Consider the following 18,023-nt stretch of genomic DNA (forward strand, 5'->3'; position numbering starts at 1 on the left):
CGTACCTCCTTGAGGGACGTGCAGGCCGGTTCCCGCGCGGGAACCGGCCTGCAATGGACCGACCAGTGTACGACTTGTCCGATCAATGTGCCGAACGGGACGCACCGCTGTGTGCGTGGGGCCTCACCGTGCGTTGAAGTACTTCGCCTCCGGATGGTGGATCACGATGGCGTCCGTGGACTGCTCGGGATGCAGCTGGAACTCCTCGGAGAGGTGGACGCCGATCCGCTCGGGCCGCAGCAGGTCGGCGATCTTGGCGCGGTCCTCCAGGTCGGGACAGGCGCCGTAGCCGAGGGAGAAGCGGGCGCCGCGGTACTTCAGGGCGAACATCTCCTCGATGTCGGCCGGGTCCTCACCGGCGTATCCCAGTTCCGAGCGCACGCGCGCGTGCCAGTACTCGGCGAGGGCCTCGGCCAGCTGGACGGACAGGCCGTGCAGTTCGAGGTAGTCACGGTAGGAGTTCGACTCGAAGAGCTTGGCGGTCTCCTCGCCGATGCGCGAGCCGACGGTGACGACCTGGAGGCCGACCACGTCGGTCTCCCCCGACTCCTCCGGGCGGAAGAAGTCCGCCAGGCACAGCCGGCGGCCGCGGCGCTGGCGGGGGAAGGTGAAGCGGGTCCGCTCGTTGCCCTGCTCGTCCAGGATGATCAGGTCGTCGTCCTTGGACACACAGGGGAAGTAGCCGTAGACGACGGCGGCTTCGAGCAGGTTCTCCGTCTGGAGCTTGTCCAGCAGCCCGCGCAGCCGCGGCCTGCCCTCGGTCTCGACGAGCTCCTCGTACGTCGGGCCGGCGCCGGTGCGCGCCTGCTTGAGGCCCCACTGGCCCTTGAAGAGAGCGCCCTCGTCCAGCCAGGAGGCGTACTCCTTGAGCTGGATGCCCTTGATGACGCGGCTGTCCCAGAACGGCGGCGTCGGTACGGGGTTGTCGGTGGCGACGTCGGAGCGCACGTGCCCTTCCTCGGGGCGCTCCTCGACCTCGACGGCGGCGGCGCTCGCGCGGACCCGGCGCTGCCTCAGCTCGGGCAGTGCCGCGCCGGGCACGCCCCGCTTGACGCCGATGAGCGCGTCCATCAGACGCAGGCCCTCGAAGGCGTCGCGGGCGTAGCGGACCTCTCCCTCGTAGACCTCGTGCAGGTCCTGCTCGACGTAGGCGCGGGTCAGGGCGGCGCCGCCGAGGATCACGGGGTAGTTCGCCGCCAGGCCGCGCTGGTTCAGCTCCTCCAGGTTCTCCTTCATGATCACCGTGGACTTGACCAGGAGCCCGGACATGCCGATGACGTCGGCGCGGTGCTCCTCGGCGGCCTCGAGGATCGCGGAGACCGGCTGCTTGATGCCGAGGTTGACGACGTTGTAGCCGTTGTTGGAGAGGATGATGTCGACGAGGTTCTTGCCGATGTCGTGGACGTCGCCGCGGACGGTGGCCAGCACGATGGTGCCCTTGCCCTCCTCGCCCTCGACCTTCTCCATGTGGGGTTCGAGGTAGGCGACCGCGGTCTTCATGACCTCGGCGGACTGGAGGACGAACGGCAGCTGCATCTGGCCGGAGCCGAACAGCTCGCCGACGACCTTCATGCCGTCCAGGAGGGTCTCGTTGACGATCTCCAGGGCGGGGCGGGCCGCGAGGGCCTCGTCGAGGTCCGCCTCCAGGCCGTTGCGCTCGCCGTCGATGATGCGGCGCTTGAGGCGCTCGTCCAGTGGCAGAGCGGCCAGTTCCTCGGCCCGGCCGGCCTTGAGGGACTTGGTGGTGGCGCCCTCGAACAGGGCCATGAGCTTCTGGAGGGGGTCGTAGCCCTCCCTGCGGCGGTCGTGGATGAGGTCGAGGGCGGTGTTGACCTCTTCCTCGGTGAAGCGGGCGATCGGCAGGATCTTCGACGCGTGCACGATCGCCGAGTCCAGGCCCGCCTTGACGCACTCGTCGAGGAAGACCGAGTTGAGCAGGACGCGGGCGGCCGGGTTGAGGCCGAAGGAGATGTTCGACAGACCCAGTGTGGTCTGGACGTCGGGGTGGCGGCGCTTCAGCTCGCGGATCGCCTCGATGGTGGCCACACCGTCCCCACGCGACTCCTCCTGACCGGTACAGATGGTGAAGGTCAGGGTGTCGATGAGGATGTCCTCCTCGCGGATGCCCCAGTTGCCGGTGAGGTCGTCGATGAGCCGTTCGGCGATCTCGACCTTCTTCTCCGGGGTACGGGCCTGGCCCTCCTCGTCGATGGTGAGGGCGATCAGCGCGGCGCCGTGCTCCTGGGCCAGCCGGGTGACCTTGGCGAAGCGGGACTCGGGGCCGTCGCCGTCCTCGTAGTTGACGGAGTTGATGACCGCGCGGCCGCCGAGCTTCTCCAGGCCGGCCCGGATGACCTCGACCTCGGTGGAGTCCAGGACGATCGGCAGGGTGGAGGCGGTGGCGAAGCGGCCGGCGAGTTCCTCCATGTCGGCCACGCCGTCACGGCCGACGTAGTCCACGCACAGGTCGAGCATGTGGGCGCCTTCGCGGATCTGCTCACGGGCGATCTCCACACAGTCGTCCCAGCGGCCCTCCAGCATGGCCTCGCGGAACTTCCTGGAGCCGTTGGCGTTGGTGCGCTCACCGATGGCCAGGTAGGCGGTGTCCTGGCGGAACGGCACGTTCTGGTAGAGCGAGGCGGCGCCCGGCTCGGGGCGCGGGTCGCGCTCGGCGGGGGCGAGGCCGCGGACGCGCTCGACGACCTGGCGCAGATGTTCGGGGGTGGTGCCGCAGCAGCCGCCGATCAGAGAGAGGCCGTAGTCGCGGACGAAGTTCTCCTGGGCGTCCGCCAGCTCGGGGGCCGTCAGCGGGTAGCTGGCGCCGTCCTTGCCGAGGACCGGCAGGCCCGCGTTCGGCATGCAGGCCAGCGGGATGCGGGCGTTGCGGGCCAGGTAACGCAGGTGCTCGCTCATCTCGGCGGGGCCGGTGGCGCAGTTCATGCCGATCACGTCGATGCCGAGCGGCTCCAGAGCCGTCAGGGCGGCGCCGATCTCCGAGCCGAGCAGCATGGTGCCGGTGGTCTCGACGGTGACGGAGACAATCAGGGGCACGTCCAGGCCGGCGTTGCGACGCGCGCGCTGGGCGCCGAGCACGGCGGCCTTGGTCTGGAGCAGGTCCTGGGTGGTCTCGACGATCAGGGCGTCGGCACCGCCGGCGATGAGGCCCTCGGCGTTCTCCTGGTAGGCGTCGCGCAGGGTCGTGTAGGCGACGTGCCCGAGGGTGGGGAGCCTGGTGCCGGGGCCGATCGAGCCGAGCACCCAGCGGGTCCGGCCGTCACGTGCCGCGAAGGAGTCCGCCGTCTCGCGGGCGATGCGGGCGCCCGCCTCGGACAGTTCGTGGACCCGCTCCGGGATGTCGTACTCGGCCATGGCGGCGAAGTTCGCGCCGAAGGTGTTCGTCTCGACGCAGTCCACTCCGGCGGCGAAGTACTCCTCGTGCACCGAGCGCACGATGTCGGGCCGGGTGACGTTGAGGATCTCGTTGCAGCCCTCGAGGTTCTCGAAGTCCTCGAGGGTGGGGTCCTGGGCCTGGAGCATCGTGCCCATCGCTCCGTCGGCCACCACCACTCGGGTGGCGAGGGCCTCGCGTAGCGCGGACACACGGGTCCGGCTGTCGGCGGAAGGGGTCGGCGGCACAGAGGCCATGTATGGGCTCCCTCGGGTGCGACGGCTGTCGGCTTCACGGCGCCCGCGGTCGCTCCCGGACCGTCCCTGGGGACCGGCCCTGGAGCGTCCCGTGGAGGGCGCTCGCCGCCAGACTAGCCGGGACCGGGGGCTTATGGTCAGGGCGTCCACGGGACGGACCGGGATGTCCCGTGTGTCACCTCCGTGGGACGAGTGACGTAACAGGAATCGACCGACCATTAGCGGGAGGTCGGCATGGACCGGTAGTGTTCGACAATGCCGAACGACGGCAGCACTGGCTGCGCGTGGACGGCCCAAGGGGACGGAGGCGGAACGGCGATGGCACGGAACATCCAGTCGCTCGAACGGGCGGCCGCGATGCTGCGACTGCTCGCGGGCGGCGAGCGGCGGCTGGGCCTGTCGGACATCGCCTCGGCCCTGGGCCTGGCCAAGGGCACCGCCCACGGCATTCTGCGCACCCTCCAGCAGGAGGGGTTCGTCGAACAGGACGACGCCTCCGGCCGCTACCAGCTGGGCGCGGAGCTGCTGCGTCTGGGCACCACCTATCTGGACGTGCACGAGCTGCGCGCGCGTGCCCTGGTGTGGACCGACGACCTGGCCCGCTCCAGCGGCGAGAGCGTCCACCTGGGCGTGCTGCACCAGCAGGGCGTGCTGATCGTGCACCACGTCTTCCGGCCCGACGACAGCCGGCAGGTCCTGGAGATCGGGGCCATGCAGCCACTGCACTCCACGGCCCTGGGCAAGGTGCTGTCGGCCTACGACCCGGTCGCGCACAGCGAGGCCATGGAGGCCGACCGGAAGCCCTTCACGGAACGCACGGTGTGCGAACTGGAGGACTTCGAGCATCTCCTCGACCTCACGCGCGCGCGGGGGTACGCGGCGGACGTCGAGGAGACCTGGGAGGGCGTCGCGTCGATCGCCGCGCCCATCCACGACCGGCGGCGCATGCCCGTGGGGGCCGTCGGCATCACCGGCGCGGTGGAGCGCGTGTGCCCGGACGGCGAGGTACGTCCCGAGCTGATCGCTGCCGTACGCGACTGCGCCCGCGCCGTCTCGCGGGACCTGGGCGCCGGGCGGTTCTGAGGCCCCCACGCAGGCAACCGGGACGTCGGCACGGCGTTCCGGGTCTCGTCGTACCGGGACAGCGGCATTCAGGGCGGGACGGCCACTCCCCCCGCGCGGAGAGCCGGTCGCCCGGACCGATCGGCGACAGCGATCAATAACGATCGTGCTTTCGATAACAGAACTCTTGACGCACCCATAACGCCAGAGCAAGACTCCCGTCCATCGGTCGGCATTGTCGAACACCTACCGGCAATACGCGCTAGAGTGTGACAACGCCAAGGGCCGGCATCGCTCTCACCCCGAGGGCAGCTCGAACTCCCGGAGGGACCCGGGGTTCGGTCCCCTGGACGAAGGACAAAGGAGTCGCGGGTGTCCAGCTCCGACATCTTCATCGGCGAGACCATCGGTACCGCCATACTCATCCTGCTCGGCGGCGGAGTCTGCGCCGCCGTCACGCTGAAGGCCTCCAAGGCCCGAAACGCCGGCTGGCTCGCCATCACCTTCGGGTGGGGCTTCGCCGTTCTCACGGCGGTCTACACCTCGGCGCCGCTGTCCGGTGCCCACCTGAACCCGGCCGTGACCCTCGCGCTCGCGATCAAGGACGGCGACTGGAAGAACGTCCCGGTGTACTGGGCCGGTCAGCTGGTCGGCGCCGCCATCGGCGCGACCCTGGTGTGGGTCGCCTACTACGGCCAGTTCCACGCGCACCTCACCGACAGGGAGATCGTCGGCGGCCCGGGCGCGCAGGCCACGACGGCCAAGGCCGTGGAGGCGCGGGAGAAGGGCGCCGGCCCGGTGCTCGGCGTCTTCTCCACCGGCCCGGAGATCCGCAACGCGGTGCAGAACCTCGCCACGGAGATCATCGGCACCGTCGTCCTGGTGCTCGCCGTCCTCACGCAGGGCCTGAACGACAAGGGCAACGGCCTCGGCACCCTGGGCGCGCTCGTCACCGCGCTGGTGGTCGTCTCGATCGGTCTGTCCCTCGGCGGTCCGACGGGCTACGCGATCAACCCGGCCCGTGACCTCGGTCCGCGCATCGTGCACGCGCTCCTGCCCCTGCCCAACAAGGGTGGCTCCGACTGGGGCTACGCCTGGATCCCGGTGGTCGGTCCGCTGATCGGCGGAGCGATCGCGGCAGGCATCTACAACGTCGCATTCGCTTAGGAACAGGCTCGGAACGATGAGCTTCACGTTGCACACCGAGCACGCGCCGTACGTACCGCCCCTCAACCACGGAATCCCCGGGAGCACACTGTGACCGACGCCCACACCGCCGGCCCGTTCATCGCCGCGATCGACCAGGGCACCACCTCCTCGCGCTGCATCGTCTTCGACCGCGACGGCCGGATCGTCTCCGTCGACCAGAAGGAGCACGAGCAGATCTTCCCGAAGCCGGGCTGGGTCGAGCACGACGCGACCGAGATCTGGACCAACGTCGAGGAGGTCGTCGCCTCCGCCATCGCGAAGGCCGGCATCACCCGCGACGACATCAAGGCCATCGGCATCACCAACCAGCGCGAGACCACCCTCCTGTGGGACAAGAACACCGGTGAGCCCGTCCACAACGCGATCGTCTGGCAGGACACCCGCACCGACGCGCTGTGCCGGGAGCTGGGCCGCAACGTCGGCCAGGACCGCTTCCGCCGCGAGACCGGCCTGCCGCTGGCCTCGTACTTCGCCGGGCCGAAGGCCCGCTGGCTGCTCGACAACGTCGAGGGCCTGCGCGAGCGCGCCGAGGCCGGGGACATCCTCTTCGGCACCATGGACAGCTGGGTCATCTGGAACCTGACCGGCGGCGTCAACGGCGGCCGGCACGTCACCGACGTCACCAACGCCTCGCGCACCATGCTGATGAACCTCCACACGCTGGAGTGGGACCCGAAGATCGCCGAGTCCATCGGCGTGCCGCTCGCGATGCTCCCCGAGATCCGCTCCTCCGCCGAGATCTACGGCGAGATCACCGGCGGCAAGCTGGGAGACCTGCTCGGCGGCATCCCGGTCGCCTCCGCGCTGGGCGACCAGCAGGCGGCCCTGTTCGGCCAGACCTGTTTCGCGGAGGGCGAGGCCAAGTCGACGTACGGCACCGGCACGTTCATGCTGATGAACACCGGTGACAAGATCATCAACTCGTACTCCGGCCTGCTGACCACCGTGGGTTACCGCATCGGTGAGAACAAGCCGGTCTACGCCCTGGAAGGCTCCATCGCCGTCACCGGTTCGCTGGTGCAGTGGATGCGCGACCAGATGGGCCTGATCTCCACCGCCGCCGAGATCGAGACCCTCGCGCTGTCGGTCGAGGACAACGGCGGCGCGTACTTCGTGCCGGCCTTCTCCGGACTGTTCGCCCCCTACTGGCGGCCGGACGCCCGCGGAGTGATCGCCGGCCTCACCCGGTACGTCACCAAGGCGCACCTCGCGCGCGCCGTCCTGGAGGCGACCGCCTGGCAGACCCGCGAGATCAGCGACGCCATGACCAAGGACTCCGGCGTCGAGCTGGCGGCCCTCAAGGTCGACGGCGGCATGACCTCCAACAACCTGCTGATGCAGACGCTCTCGGACTTCCTGGACGCGCCGGTCGTGCGTCCGATGGTCGCCGAGACGACCTGCCTCGGCGCCGCCTACGCCGCCGGCCTCGCCGTCGGCTTCTGGACGAGCACCGACGACCTGCGCGCCAACTGGCGACGGGCCGCCGAGTGGACCCCCCGCATGGACGCGGAGACCCGCGACCGTGAGTACAAGAGCTGGCTCAAGGCCGTCGAGCGGACCATGGGCTGGCTCGAGGACGAGGAGTAAGAACCGCAATGACCACTGAGTCCACCCTGAAGTCCGTGCCTGCCCTGGGTACGCGCCCGGCCTTCGGCTCGAACCCGAGCCGTGCCGAGACCCGGGAGCAGCTCGCCAAGGCGTCGTACGACCTCCTCGTGATCGGCGGCGGCATTCTGGGCATCTCCACCGCCTGGCATGCCGCGCAGTCCGGCCTCAGGGTGGCAGTGGTCGACGCCGGCGACTTCGCCGGCGCCACCTCCTCCGCCTCCTCCAAGCTGCTCCACGGCGGTCTGCGCTACTTGCAGACCGGCGCGGTGAAGCTGGTGGCGGAGAACCACTTCGAGCGCCGTGCGGTCTCCCGTCAGGTGGCCCCCCACCTGGCGAACCCGCTGACCTTCTACCTCCCCGTGTACAAGGGCGGGCCGCACGGCGCGGCGAAGCTCGGGGCCGGCGTCTTCGCCTACTCCGCCCTGTCGGCCTTCGGCGACGGCGTGGGCCACCTGCTGTCACCGGCCAAGGCCCAGCGGGACGTGCCCGAGCTGCGAACCGAGAACCTCAAGGCCGTGGCCGTGTACGGCGACGACCAGATGAACGACGCCCGGATGGCGCTGATGACGGTCCGGGCGGCCGTCGAGGCGGGCGCGGTGGTGCTCAACCACGCCGAGGTGACCGGACTGCGCTTCACGAAGGGCCGGGTGACCGGTGCCGAGCTGCGCGACCGTCTCTCCGGTGACGAGTTCGGCGTCAACGCCCGGCTCGTGCTCAACGCGACCGGACCGTGGGTGGACCACCTGCGCCGCATGGAGGACCCCGGCGCCGCCCCGTCGATCCGGCTGTCGAAGGGCGCGCACCTGGTCCTGAAGCGGACGTCCCCGTGGAAGGCGGCGCTGGCGACCCCGATCGACAAGTACCGGATCACCTTCGCCCTCCCCTGGGAGGACATGCTGCTGCTCGGCACCACCGACGAGGTCTACGAGGGCGACCCGGCGGATGTCGCGGTCACCGAGAAGGACACCGCCCAGATACTCGACGAGGCCGCGTTCTCCATCCGTGACCAGCAGCTCGACCGTGATCTGATCACGTACGCGTTCGCCGGGCTGCGGGTGCTGCCGGGCGGCCCCGGCGACACGGCGAAGGCCAAGCGGGAGACGGTGGTGACCGAGGGCAAGGGCGGGATGCTGTCGGTCGCGGGCGGCAAGTGGACGACCTTCCGGCACATCGGGCGGACGGTCATGCAGAAGCTGGAGGCGCTGCCGGGCCATCCGCTCGGCGACGACCTCGAGCCGATCTCCTCGCTGCCGAAGAAGCTGCCGCTGCCGGGTGTCGCCAACCCGCGCGCGGTCGCCCACCGGCTGCTGGTCGACCACCCGACGTCGGGTCCGCGGATGGCGGCCGACACCGCCCGGCACCTGGCCACGCACTACGGCTCGCTGGCCTTCGACATCGCCCGCCTGGCGAACGAGAACCCGGAGCTGGGCGAGCGCGTCCACCCCGACGCCCCGGAGATCTGGGCGCAGGTCGTGTACGCCCGCGACAACGAGTGGGCCCAGACGCAGGACGACGTGCTGCGCCGCCGCACGACCCTGACGATCCGCGGCCTGGCCACGGACGAGGTCCGCGCGAAGGTGCAGGACCTGCTCGACAAGAAGTAGCAGGCCACGACCGGAAGGGGACGGCTCCTCGACGAGGGGCCGTCCCCTTCGCGCGGGGGGCGCGCGCGACCGCGATTTCTCCTGCTGGAGCGGACCGCGCCGATCCGGGCCCGCGCGTCGGCTCCGGACGGACCGTCGAGTCGGCTGCACAGCACCGGGTCGCCGCCGCGCACGATCCCGCGGTGGAACTCCGGGTCGCCGGCGACGAGTTCCCCTGCCGGGGGTGCGGCGCCGTGCTCGTCCGACCGGGCGTCGAGCGTGTCCGGCTGGTGCCCGCTGATGCCCGGGGCCGCCGTCGCCGTGGCGCCCGACTCCAGGACGCGGCGCACCGCCAGGACTCCAGGACCGTGGCGTGGCGGTGGAGGTCGACGCGGAAGCTCTGTGTCTCCGGCGGCAGTTGGGGATCGAGGCCGGTCGCACACGTGTGGGCGTCGCCCCTCCCCCCGTCCGGGATCCGGATCGGCGGCGGGCACTCGCCGACTCGCGCGGGGAGTTGCGGGACGGGCCCGGCTCGGCAGCCGGTGCGCTCCCTGAGGAGCCGGTCGCCCGGGGCGCCGCGCGACCGGGGCGCGGAAGCGGTGAGAGGGCGGGCGCCGGTGTCCACCGCGAGCGGGGAAACAGCGGCCGGGGTCGAGCCGTTGAGCGGCTTCGGGCGAAGGGTGTCCGGGGGCGGTGAACGGGGCAGTGATCCGTTCACCGCCCCCTGCGAGGGGGCTGCGGACGCCCCCGCCGGACGCCGTAAGGTTGGGTGGTCAGGCGAGGGCACGTCGGAAGGAGGCGCTGGGTGATCGAGCTCGAGGGGGTTCCCGAGCTGATCGACCCGGTCATGGTGGCCGCGTTCGAGGGCTGGAACGATGCCGGCGACGCCGCCTCCACCGCGGTCGCGCATCTGGAGCGGGAGTGGAAGGGCGAGGTGTTCGCGGCGCTGGACGCCGAGGACTACTACGACTTCCAGGTGAACCGGCCCACGGTGTGGTTGGACGCAGGAGTGCGCAAGATCACGTGGCCGACGACAAGGTTGTCGGTGGTGCGTGTCGGCGGGGAGAAACCGCGCGACCTCGTGCTCGTCCGCGGCATCGAACCGTCCATGCGCTGGCGCTCGTTCTGCAACGAGCTGCTCGGCTTCGCGCACGAACTCGGCGTGGAGCTGGTCGTCATCCTGGGCGCCCTGCTGGGCGACACCCCGCACACCCGCCCGGTCCCGATCAGCGGGACCACGTCCGACGCCGACCTGGCCCAGCGCATGGACCTGGAGGAGACCAAGTACGAGGGCCCCACGGGCATCGTCGGAGTCCTCCAGGAGGCGTGCACGCACGCGGGTGTGCCGGCGGTCAGCCTCTGGGCGGCCGTACCGCACTACGTGTCGCAGCCGCCGAATCCGAAGGCGACGCTGGCCCTCCTCAACCGGCTGGAGGACCTGATCGACGTGCGCATCCCGCTCGGCGAGCTGCCCGAGGACGCCCGCGCCTGGCAGGTCGGCGTGGACCAGTTGGCCGCGGAGGACAGCGAGGTCGCCGAGTACGTCCAGACGCTGGAGGAGGCCCGCGACACCGCGGAGCTGCCGGAGGCCTCGGGCGAGGCGATCGCCCGGGAGTTCGAGCGCTATCTGCGGCGCCGGGACGGCGGCGGCCCGCCCGGCCCCGGCGAGCGGACCCGGCCCCCGAAGCCGCCGAAGCCGAGCGGGGAGAACGCCGACGAGGACGATTCGCCGGAGGACTGACTCGAAGTCTCGCGAAGGGGGCGGTGCGCCGAGCGCACCGCCCCCTTCCCGTCCGCTCGCGCCCCGTCCACCCCCGTCGCACAGCGGGGCCGCCCGAGCCGAACACAGGAGCGGGGCGCTTCCTCGCGAGGAGGAAGCGCCCCGCTCCTCGAGGCTCCCGCCGGCTACAGCGCCACGCCGAGCAGCGCGTCCACCGTCCGCGACACCACGCCGGGCGCCCCGATGTCCGTGCCGCCCCGCTCCTGCTGGAGCGCGGCCCAGCGGTCGACGGCGGCCAGCGCGGCCGGGGCGTCCAGGTCGTTCGTCAGGGCCGCGCGGATCTCCTCCACGAGGCCGTCGGCGGGCGGTCCGTCGGGCCGGGAGACGGCGGCGCGCCAGCGTCCGAGCCGGTCCAGGGCGTCCTGGAGCACCTGGTCGGTCCACTCCCAGTCGGCCCGGTAGTGGTGGGCGAGGAGGGTGAGCCGGATCGCCGCGGGGTCGACGCCGTCGCGGCGCAGCTGGGAGACGAAGACGAGGTTGCCCTTGGACTTGGACATCTTCTCGCCGTCCAGCGCGACCATGCCGGCGTGGACGTACGCCTTGGCCATGGGGAACTCGCCGGTGAGCACCTGGGCGTGCGAGGCGCCCATCTCGTGGTGCGGGAAGGCGAGGTCGGAGCCGCCGCCCTGCACGTCGAAGCCCATGCCCAGGTGGTCCAGGGCGATGGCGACGCACTCGATGTGCCAGCCCGGCCGGCCGAGGCCCAGTGAGCCGCCGTCCCAGCTGGGCTCGCCCTCGCGGGCCGCCATCCACAGCATCGGGTCGAGCGGGTTCTTCTTGCCCGGTCGGTCCGGGTCCCCGCCGCGCTCCGCGGACAGCAGCCGCATGGCGGCGGCGTCCAGGCCCGAGACCTTGCCGAAGTCCGGGTCGGACTCGACGGAGAAGTAGATGTCCCCCTCGATGTCGTAGGCGGCGCCGAGGTCCCGCAGTCGCTCGACGAGCGGGACGATGCCTGGTATGGCCTCGACGGCGCCTATGTAGTGCCGCGGCGGCAGCATCCGCAGGGCCGTCATGTCCTCGCGGAAGAGGGCCGTCTCCTTCTCGGCGAGGGCGACCCAGTCGAGGCCGTCCCGCTGGGCGCGCTCCAGGAGCGGATCGTCGACGTCGGTGACGTTCTGGACGTAGTGAACCTGCCGCTTGGTGTCGAGCCACACGCGCTGGACCAGGTCGAACGCGTTGTAGGTCGCCGCGTGACCTATGTGGGTCGCGTCGTAGGGCGTGATGCCGCAGACGTAGATACGGGCGACGGGACCGGGGTCGAGGGTGACGAGGCCGCCGGTCGCGGTGTCGTGGATCCTCAGGTCGCGGCCATGACCAGGCAGGGCGGGGACCTCGGAAGCGGGCCAGGCATGCATGTCATGAGCCTAACCGGAGGGATCTCCCGGATACGAACCGGAGCGGGCGGGATGACCGGGAAGACACCGTTGCGCGGCTCCGGCCGACGTGCCGGGAACCGCCCGGACGGGACGTGAGCGGCCCGAGGGGGACCTGACTAGACCGGCGGCCAGGGAATGGCCGGCCAGTCGCCGCCGGGCTCCGGGTGTCTGCCGGACTCCAGCAGTGCGCCGACCCGCGCGCGGGTGGCGTCGATCTCGGCCGGGGTGATGAGCGCGGCCAGGGTGGCGGCGAGCGTCCCGCCCGGCGCCAGGGCGCCCCGGAGCCCCTGGAGCACCTCGACGGCCTCCCCGGTCAGCGGCTCCCCCGCCCAGCCCCACAGGAGGGTGCGCAGTTTGTCCTCGGCGTTGAAGGTGACGCCGTGGTCGATGCCGTAGAGCCGCCCGTCGGCGGTGGGCAGCAGGTGGCCACCCTTGCGGTCGGCGTTGTTGATGACGGCGTCGAGGACGGCGAGGCGGCGCAGCCGCTCGTCGTCGGCGTGCACCAGCAGCGCGGACCGCCCCTCGCCGACCTCGGCGAAACCGATCGCCTTCCAGCCCGGCTCCGGCTCCTCGGCGTCGACCAGGGCCAGCAGCTCGGCCTCCGGCGACACCTCGATCCACAGCTGGCACATGCCCTCGCCGTACGGCCCGTCGCGCAACACCGTGGGCGGGACGAGCCCCCAGCCGGTCGCCTCGGACACCGCGTACGCGGCGACCTCCCGCTGGGCGAGGGTGCCGTCGGGGAAGTCCCACAGGGGCCTCTCCCCGGCGACCGGTTTGTAGACACAGGCGGCCTCGCGGCCCTCGTGCGCGACGGTGCAGTACAGGGCCGCGTTGGAGGCCTCGCGGATGCCGCCGCGCACGGTCAGCTCGCCCTGCGCGAGGAGGTCGGCGTCGGCCTTGTCGGTGGTCGTCACGCCCCGCGGCGGTATCCGTTCTGGCGCGGACATACGTGTCCTTCCGGGTCGAGCGGCAGACTGCACAGCGGGCACGGCGGCCGGCCGGCGTTGACGACGTCGAGGGCGCGCTTGGCGAAGGCTCTGGCCTGCGCGCCGGTGAGCCGGACCCGCAGCATCGGGGGCCCGTTCTCCTCGTCCTGGAGCAGCCGTTCCTCGGCCTCGGCGAGGTCCTCGTCGGTCTCGGCGTCGAGTTCCACGAGGGCCTGCGCCTCGACGATCATGCGTTGTTCCTCGCCGTCCCAGGCGAGGGCCATCGTGCCGACCCGGAACTCCTCCTCGACGGGGGCCTCGAGGGGGGCGGAGTCGGCGATCTCGGTGGGCGCGACGGCGGGCACCGCGGCGCTTCCGCCGCTACGGCGTACCACCTCGTCCAGCAGTTCGTCCATGCGTTCGGCGAGCGCGGCGACCTGGGTCTTCTCCAGAGCCACACTGGTCACGCGGGAGCCGGCCGTGGCCTGGAGGAAGAAGGTACGGCGCCCGGGCAGTCCGACCGTACCGGCCACGAAGCGGTCCGGGGGGTCGTAGAGGAACACCTGACGGGACACGTCCTGTCTCCATGGGAATCGTGGGTACGGAACGTCCATGCCTGAACGCGCGTATGCGGACCGCTTCACCCTACTGCGGCCGACGATCACGGTGCGCCCGCATCGCCCCCGACCGTGGCGTCCTGCTGCGGAGGCTCCTCGCGCGGCAGGAGAGAGGCGAAGTCCCCGGTGTCGCCGAGGCGCACGAGGAAGGGCCGAAGGCGGGTGTAGCGGATCACCGTGACGGAGCAGGGTTCGACGGAGATGCGCTGGAAGAGGTCGAGATGCAGTCCCAGCGCGTCCGCCACGAGCGACTTGATGATGTCGCCGTGCGAGCACATGAGGTAGACGGCGTCGGGGCCGTGGTCGCGCTCCACGCGCGCGTTCCACTCGCGGACCGCCTCGGCGGCGCGGGTCTGCATGGCCCGCATGGACTCGCCGCCGGGGAAGGCGGCCGCCGAGGGATGCGCCTGGACGATCTCCATCAACGGATCGTCGTTCAGCTCGGCGAGCTTGCGTCCGGACCAGTCGCCGTAGTGGGCCTCCCCGATCCGCTCGTCGGAGTGGACGGACAGGTCCGGGCGGGCCTCCATGAGGGGCCGGATCGTCTCCTGACAGCGTTGCAGCGGGCTCGCGACGACCTCGGCGATCGGCAGTCCACGGAGCCTCCCCGGCAGCGCGGCGGCCTGCTCGGCGCCGCGCTCGTCGAGGGCGACGCCGGGCGTCCAGCCGGCGAGCACTCCGGAGGTGTTGGCGGTGGACCGACCGTGCCGGACCAGGATCAGCGTGGGCATGCCGCCCAGGGTAGGGGTACTCCTGGCCGCACGGGGCACGGGGCACGGGAACGGTGGAAGGGAGAATGGGCTTCGTGATCGTCGACTGTGCCATCTATCGCGACGGGCGCCGGAGGGAGGGGCCGGAGGACTTCTCGGACGCGCTGGACGACGCGCGTGCCGCGGGCGGCTTCGTCTGGATCGGGCTGCACGAGCCCTCGGAGGAGGAGTTCGCCCATGTCACGCAGGAGTTCGCGCTGCACCCTCTGGCGGTGGAGGACGCCCTCAAGGCCCATCAGCGGCCCAAGCTGGAGGTGTACGACGACTCGCTGTTCCTGGTGCTGAAACCGGTGGTGTACGAACCGGAGAGCGACACGGTGTCCTCCGGCGAGGTCATGGTCTTCCTCGGCGACTCCTTCGTGCTGACCGTCCGGCACGGCGAGGGCGCGCCCCTCAAGGCGGTCCGGCAGCGGCTCGAGCGCGAGCCGGAGATGCTGGCGAAGGGACCCACCGCGGTGGTCTACGCGATCGCCGACGCCACCGTCGACCACTACCTGGACGTGGCGACCGAGTTGCAGACCGACCTGGAGGAGCTGGAGGCGGAGGTGTTCTCGCCGGACGGCGGCGGCTCACGGAACACGGCGTCCCGGATCTACACCTTCAAGCGGCAGGTCCTGGAGTTCCGCCGGGCGACCGTCCCGCTGACGCCCCCGGTGTCCTGGCTGGCCGGCACCGGCGGCCACGGGGCGGCCCTGCCGTTCGTCAACGACAAGGCGCGGCCGTTCTTCCGCGACGTCGGCGACCATCTCGCGCGCGTGAACGAGTCCGTGGAAGGTCTGGACCGGCTCGTGTCGGACATCCTCTCGGCGCACCTGGCGCAGATGAGCGTCCGGCAGAACGACGACATGCGGAAGATCTCCGCGTGGGCGGCCATGGCGGCGATCCCCACGATGATCGCGGGGATCTACGGCATGAACTTCGAGCACATGCCGGAGCTGCGCTGGACGTGGTCGTATCCCGCGGTGATCGCGCTCATGGCCGCCCTGGAGGTGGTCCTGTACCGGATGTTCAAGCAGCGGGGCTGGTTGTAGCGGCGCCACCCGCACGCATGCGTGCGACTCGGGGTCCACGCCCGTGCGGCGGACTCGGGTCCACCCCCATGCGGCGGACTCGGGATCCATTGGCGGTGCGGCTGACGGGGGTCCACGCCCGCGTGCCGCGGGCCGAGGCTCCGCGCGCGTGGGTGCCGCGCCGCCACGGCCCGAGGGACCCCGGCGGCGGTCGAGGCTCCGTGCCCAGGCGGCGGCGACCGGTTCGCATGGGCCCTCGGCGCGCGGGAAGGCCGCTCAGACGAACTCGGGAGCCGGTGTGGCCGGGCCGCCCAGGGCGTCGCGGCGCTCGGGCATCCTCAGGGTGACCATGCGGCGCCAGCCCGCGAGCCGCTCCCACGCGTACAAGGCGTGGATGCCGCCGGCGAGAAGGGCCGCCTTGGGCCGGGACCAGCCGAGGATACGGCCCATACGGGACATCACGGCGAGGCTGACGTCGCGGTAGACGCGGATCTCCGCGAGCGCGGCCTCGCGCAGTGTCCGCTGGATGGCGCGGCCGTGCCCCGCGCGCGCGAAGCGCAGCAACTCCTCGTGGCAGTAGGCGAGGTGGTTGTCCTCGTCGTGGGAGATCATCCGCACCGCGCGGCCCAGGTCGGGGTGGTCGGTGAAGTGCCTGCGCAGCAGCTTCATCTGCTCGGAGGCGCGCTGCTCGGTGACCCGGCTGTGGGCGAGGTAGGTGACGACGTCCTGCACGGTCAGCGGCCTGTCGGCCTTGAGCTTGTCGTGCGCCAGGCCGATCCCGCCCCGCTCCAGGAGCATCGTGTAGTCGGTGTCGGGCGGAACCGGGACGGGCTGGAGGCCACGCTTCTTCAACAGGGCGTTGAAGATCCGCCCGTGCTTGTCCTCGTCCGCGCCGTGCCGTGTGATCTTGGGGGCGAGATCGCGCTGGTCGGGCGGGACGAGCGCGGCGATCCGGGCGTTCTCCCAGCCGCCCTGCGACTCCCCGCTCGCGGCGATGGAACAGAACAGCCGGAAGGACTCGTCGTTGTCCAGGATCTCCTGGAACAGACTCTTGGCCGAAAGCATCGTGAGACACCTCTCCGCAGCGCGGGGAATTCCGCGGGTTCCGCGAAGAACGAGTCAAGTGCGCGACGGGAGGCACTGCAACAGGTGCGTCGGACGACTCCGCCGAACGGATGACCCGAGAAGCTCGCGGCGAAGGCGTAACCGCGCGCCCGCCGACGCGTTGTTCCCGGTGACGGCCGTGGCGGGGAAGACCCCCGAGCCCCCACCACGGCCGCTGAAAAGCTCCCTCCCCGCTACCAGAGGCCCTACGCGAGTCCGGCCAGCTCCAGCGCTTCCGCGCCCGCCCGCAGCGAGGCGAGCCGCTCGTCGAGGGTGAAGCCCGCGGGTGCGAGGGTGAGGGTGGTGACACCGGCCGCCGCGTAGGCCTTCATCCGGTCGGCGATCCGCTCCCTGGAACCCAGCAGCGTGGTCCGGTCGATCAGCTCGTGCGGTACGGCGGCCGCGGCGCCCTGCTTGTCGCCGGAGAGGTACTTGTCCTGGATCTCGTCGGCGGCCTGCTCGTAACCCATGCGCCGCGCGAGCTGGTTGTAGAAGTTCTGCTTGCGGCTGCCCATCCCGCCGACGTACAGCGCGGTGTAGGGGCGGAAGGTGTCCGCGAGCTGCTCGACGTCCTTGTCGGCGCCGACGGCCAGCGGCAGCGTCGGGCAGACGTCGAAGCCGTCCAGCGACTTGCCGGCCTTCTCGCGTCCCGAGCGCAGGTGCTTGATCGCGGTGTCCTCGATGTGGTCGGCGGACGGGAAGATCAGCAGGGCGCCGTCGGCGATCTCGCCGGTCTGTTCCAGGTTCTTCGGGCCGATGGCGGCGATGTAGAGCGGGATGTGCTCGCGTTCCGGGTGCACGGTCAGCTTGATCGGCTTGCCCGGACCGCCCGGCAGCGGCAGCGTCCAGTGCTCGCCCTCGTACGACAGCCGCTCGCGCGTCATCGCCTTGCGGACGATCTCGACGTACTCGCGCGTGCGGGACAGCGGCTTGTCGAACTTGACGCCGTACCAGCCCTCGGAGACCTGCGGGCCGGAGACACCGAGGCCGAGGCGGAAGCGGCCGCCCGACAGCGAGTCGAGGGTGGCTGCGGTCATCGCGGTCATCGCCGGCTGGCGGGCCGGGATCTGGAAGATGGCCGAGCCGACGTCGATCCGCTCGGTCTGGGCGGCGACCCAGGTGAGCACGGTGGCGGCGTCCGAGCCGTAGGCCTCCGCGGCCCAGCAGACGGCGTACCCGAGCCGGTCGGCCTCCTGTGCCACGGCCAGGTTGTCCCCGTCCATTCCGGCACCCCAGTAGCCGAGGTTGATCCCGAGCTGCATGGCCGATTCCCCTTACTGATCAGTAACGACGCTGTTCCGGAGACAGTAGCGCGGGGGTGGCCCCCGGG

Annotated in this window: 13 protein-coding genes; 6 read left to right on the plus strand and 7 right to left on the minus strand. The window is 71.3% G+C overall.

Annotated elements, in window-relative coordinates; all coding sequences use genetic code 11:
• Positions 1-123: 123 nt before the first annotated feature.
• Entirely contained in the window at positions 124-3,645 is a 3,522-nt protein-coding gene (gene metH / locus ACZ5Y0_RS17550; RefSeq protein ID WP_469129548.1) for a methionine synthase, read from the minus strand.
• A 318-nt stretch (positions 3,646-3,963) separates the two neighbouring features.
• Here metH and ACZ5Y0_RS17555 point away from each other — a divergent pair, with 318 nt between their 5' ends.
• From ACZ5Y0_RS17555 to ACZ5Y0_RS17575, 5 genes are all read left to right on the plus strand, one after another.
• Positions 3,964-4,728, plus strand: a complete 765-nt coding sequence (locus ACZ5Y0_RS17555; protein ID WP_469129549.1) for an IclR family transcriptional regulator — start codon at positions 3,964-3,966, stop codon at positions 4,726-4,728.
• 351 nt (positions 4,729-5,079) lie between these two features.
• Positions 5,080-5,874, plus strand: a complete 795-nt coding sequence (locus tag ACZ5Y0_RS17560; RefSeq protein WP_469129550.1) for an MIP/aquaporin family protein — start codon at positions 5,080-5,082, stop codon at positions 5,872-5,874.
• 90 nt (positions 5,875-5,964) lie between these two features.
• Positions 5,965-7,503 carry a glycerol kinase GlpK gene (gene glpK, locus ACZ5Y0_RS17565; RefSeq protein WP_469129551.1) on the plus strand — a complete coding sequence of 513 codons (1,539 nt, stop codon included), beginning with the start codon at positions 5,965-5,967 and terminating at the stop codon, positions 7,501-7,503.
• Between the two features lie 8 nt (positions 7,504-7,511).
• Positions 7,512-9,128 carry a glycerol-3-phosphate dehydrogenase/oxidase gene (locus tag ACZ5Y0_RS17570; protein ID WP_469129552.1) on the plus strand — a complete coding sequence of 539 codons (1,617 nt, stop codon included), beginning with the start codon at positions 7,512-7,514 and terminating at the stop codon, positions 9,126-9,128.
• Positions 9,129-9,912: 784 nt separating this feature from the next.
• Positions 9,913-10,848: a PAC2 family protein gene (locus ACZ5Y0_RS17575; protein ID WP_469129553.1), complete on the plus strand. Its 936-nt coding sequence runs from the start codon at positions 9,913-9,915 to the stop codon at positions 10,846-10,848.
• A 164-nt stretch (positions 10,849-11,012) separates the two neighbouring features.
• Here ACZ5Y0_RS17575 and mshC read toward each other — a convergent pair whose 3' ends face one another.
• The 4 genes from mshC to ACZ5Y0_RS17595 all read right to left on the minus strand — a co-directional run bounded on the left by mshC (position 11,013) and on the right by ACZ5Y0_RS17595 (position 14,540).
• On the minus strand, positions 11,013-12,242 hold the full coding sequence (gene mshC, locus ACZ5Y0_RS17580) for a cysteine--1-D-myo-inosityl 2-amino-2-deoxy-alpha-D-glucopyranoside ligase (protein ID WP_469129554.1): 1,230 nt from the start codon (positions 12,240-12,242) through the stop codon (positions 11,013-11,015).
• A gap of 137 nt (positions 12,243-12,379) precedes the next feature.
• On the minus strand, positions 12,380-13,213 hold the full coding sequence (locus ACZ5Y0_RS17585) for an SCO1664 family protein (RefSeq protein ID WP_469129555.1): 834 nt from the start codon (positions 13,211-13,213) through the stop codon (positions 12,380-12,382).
• Positions 13,177-13,767 (minus strand): DUF3090 domain-containing protein, encoded by a 591-nt coding sequence (locus ACZ5Y0_RS17590; RefSeq protein ID WP_469129556.1) that lies wholly within the window; start codon positions 13,765-13,767, stop codon positions 13,177-13,179. The genes ACZ5Y0_RS17585 and ACZ5Y0_RS17590 overlap by 37 nt, the downstream gene beginning before the upstream one ends.
• Before the next feature lie 86 nt (positions 13,768-13,853).
• A complete protein-coding gene (locus ACZ5Y0_RS17595; RefSeq protein WP_469129557.1) occupies positions 13,854-14,540 on the minus strand; it encodes a histidine phosphatase family protein in 687 nt (228 codons plus the stop codon).
• Between the two features lie 74 nt (positions 14,541-14,614).
• On the opposite strand from ACZ5Y0_RS17595, the gene corA reads away from it, so the two are divergent.
• Positions 14,615-15,610: a magnesium/cobalt transporter CorA gene (gene corA, locus ACZ5Y0_RS17600; protein ID WP_469129558.1), complete on the plus strand. Its 996-nt coding sequence runs from the start codon at positions 14,615-14,617 to the stop codon at positions 15,608-15,610.
• A gap of 255 nt (positions 15,611-15,865) precedes the next feature.
• Here the strand turns inward: corA and ACZ5Y0_RS17605 are convergent, their stop codons facing one another.
• Complete coding sequence (locus ACZ5Y0_RS17605) at positions 15,866-16,654, minus strand: ferritin-like domain-containing protein (RefSeq protein WP_469129559.1); 789 nt, start codon at positions 16,652-16,654, stop codon at positions 15,866-15,868.
• A gap of 245 nt (positions 16,655-16,899) precedes the next feature.
• The gene (locus ACZ5Y0_RS17610) at positions 16,900-17,955 is read right to left on the minus strand and encodes an LLM class F420-dependent oxidoreductase (RefSeq protein ID WP_469129560.1); all 1,056 of its coding nucleotides are present in this window, start codon (positions 17,953-17,955) and stop codon (positions 16,900-16,902) included.
• Positions 17,956-18,023: the final 68 nt, after the last annotated feature.

This window comes from Streptomyces sp. NPDC033216 (genome assembly GCF_055577115.1).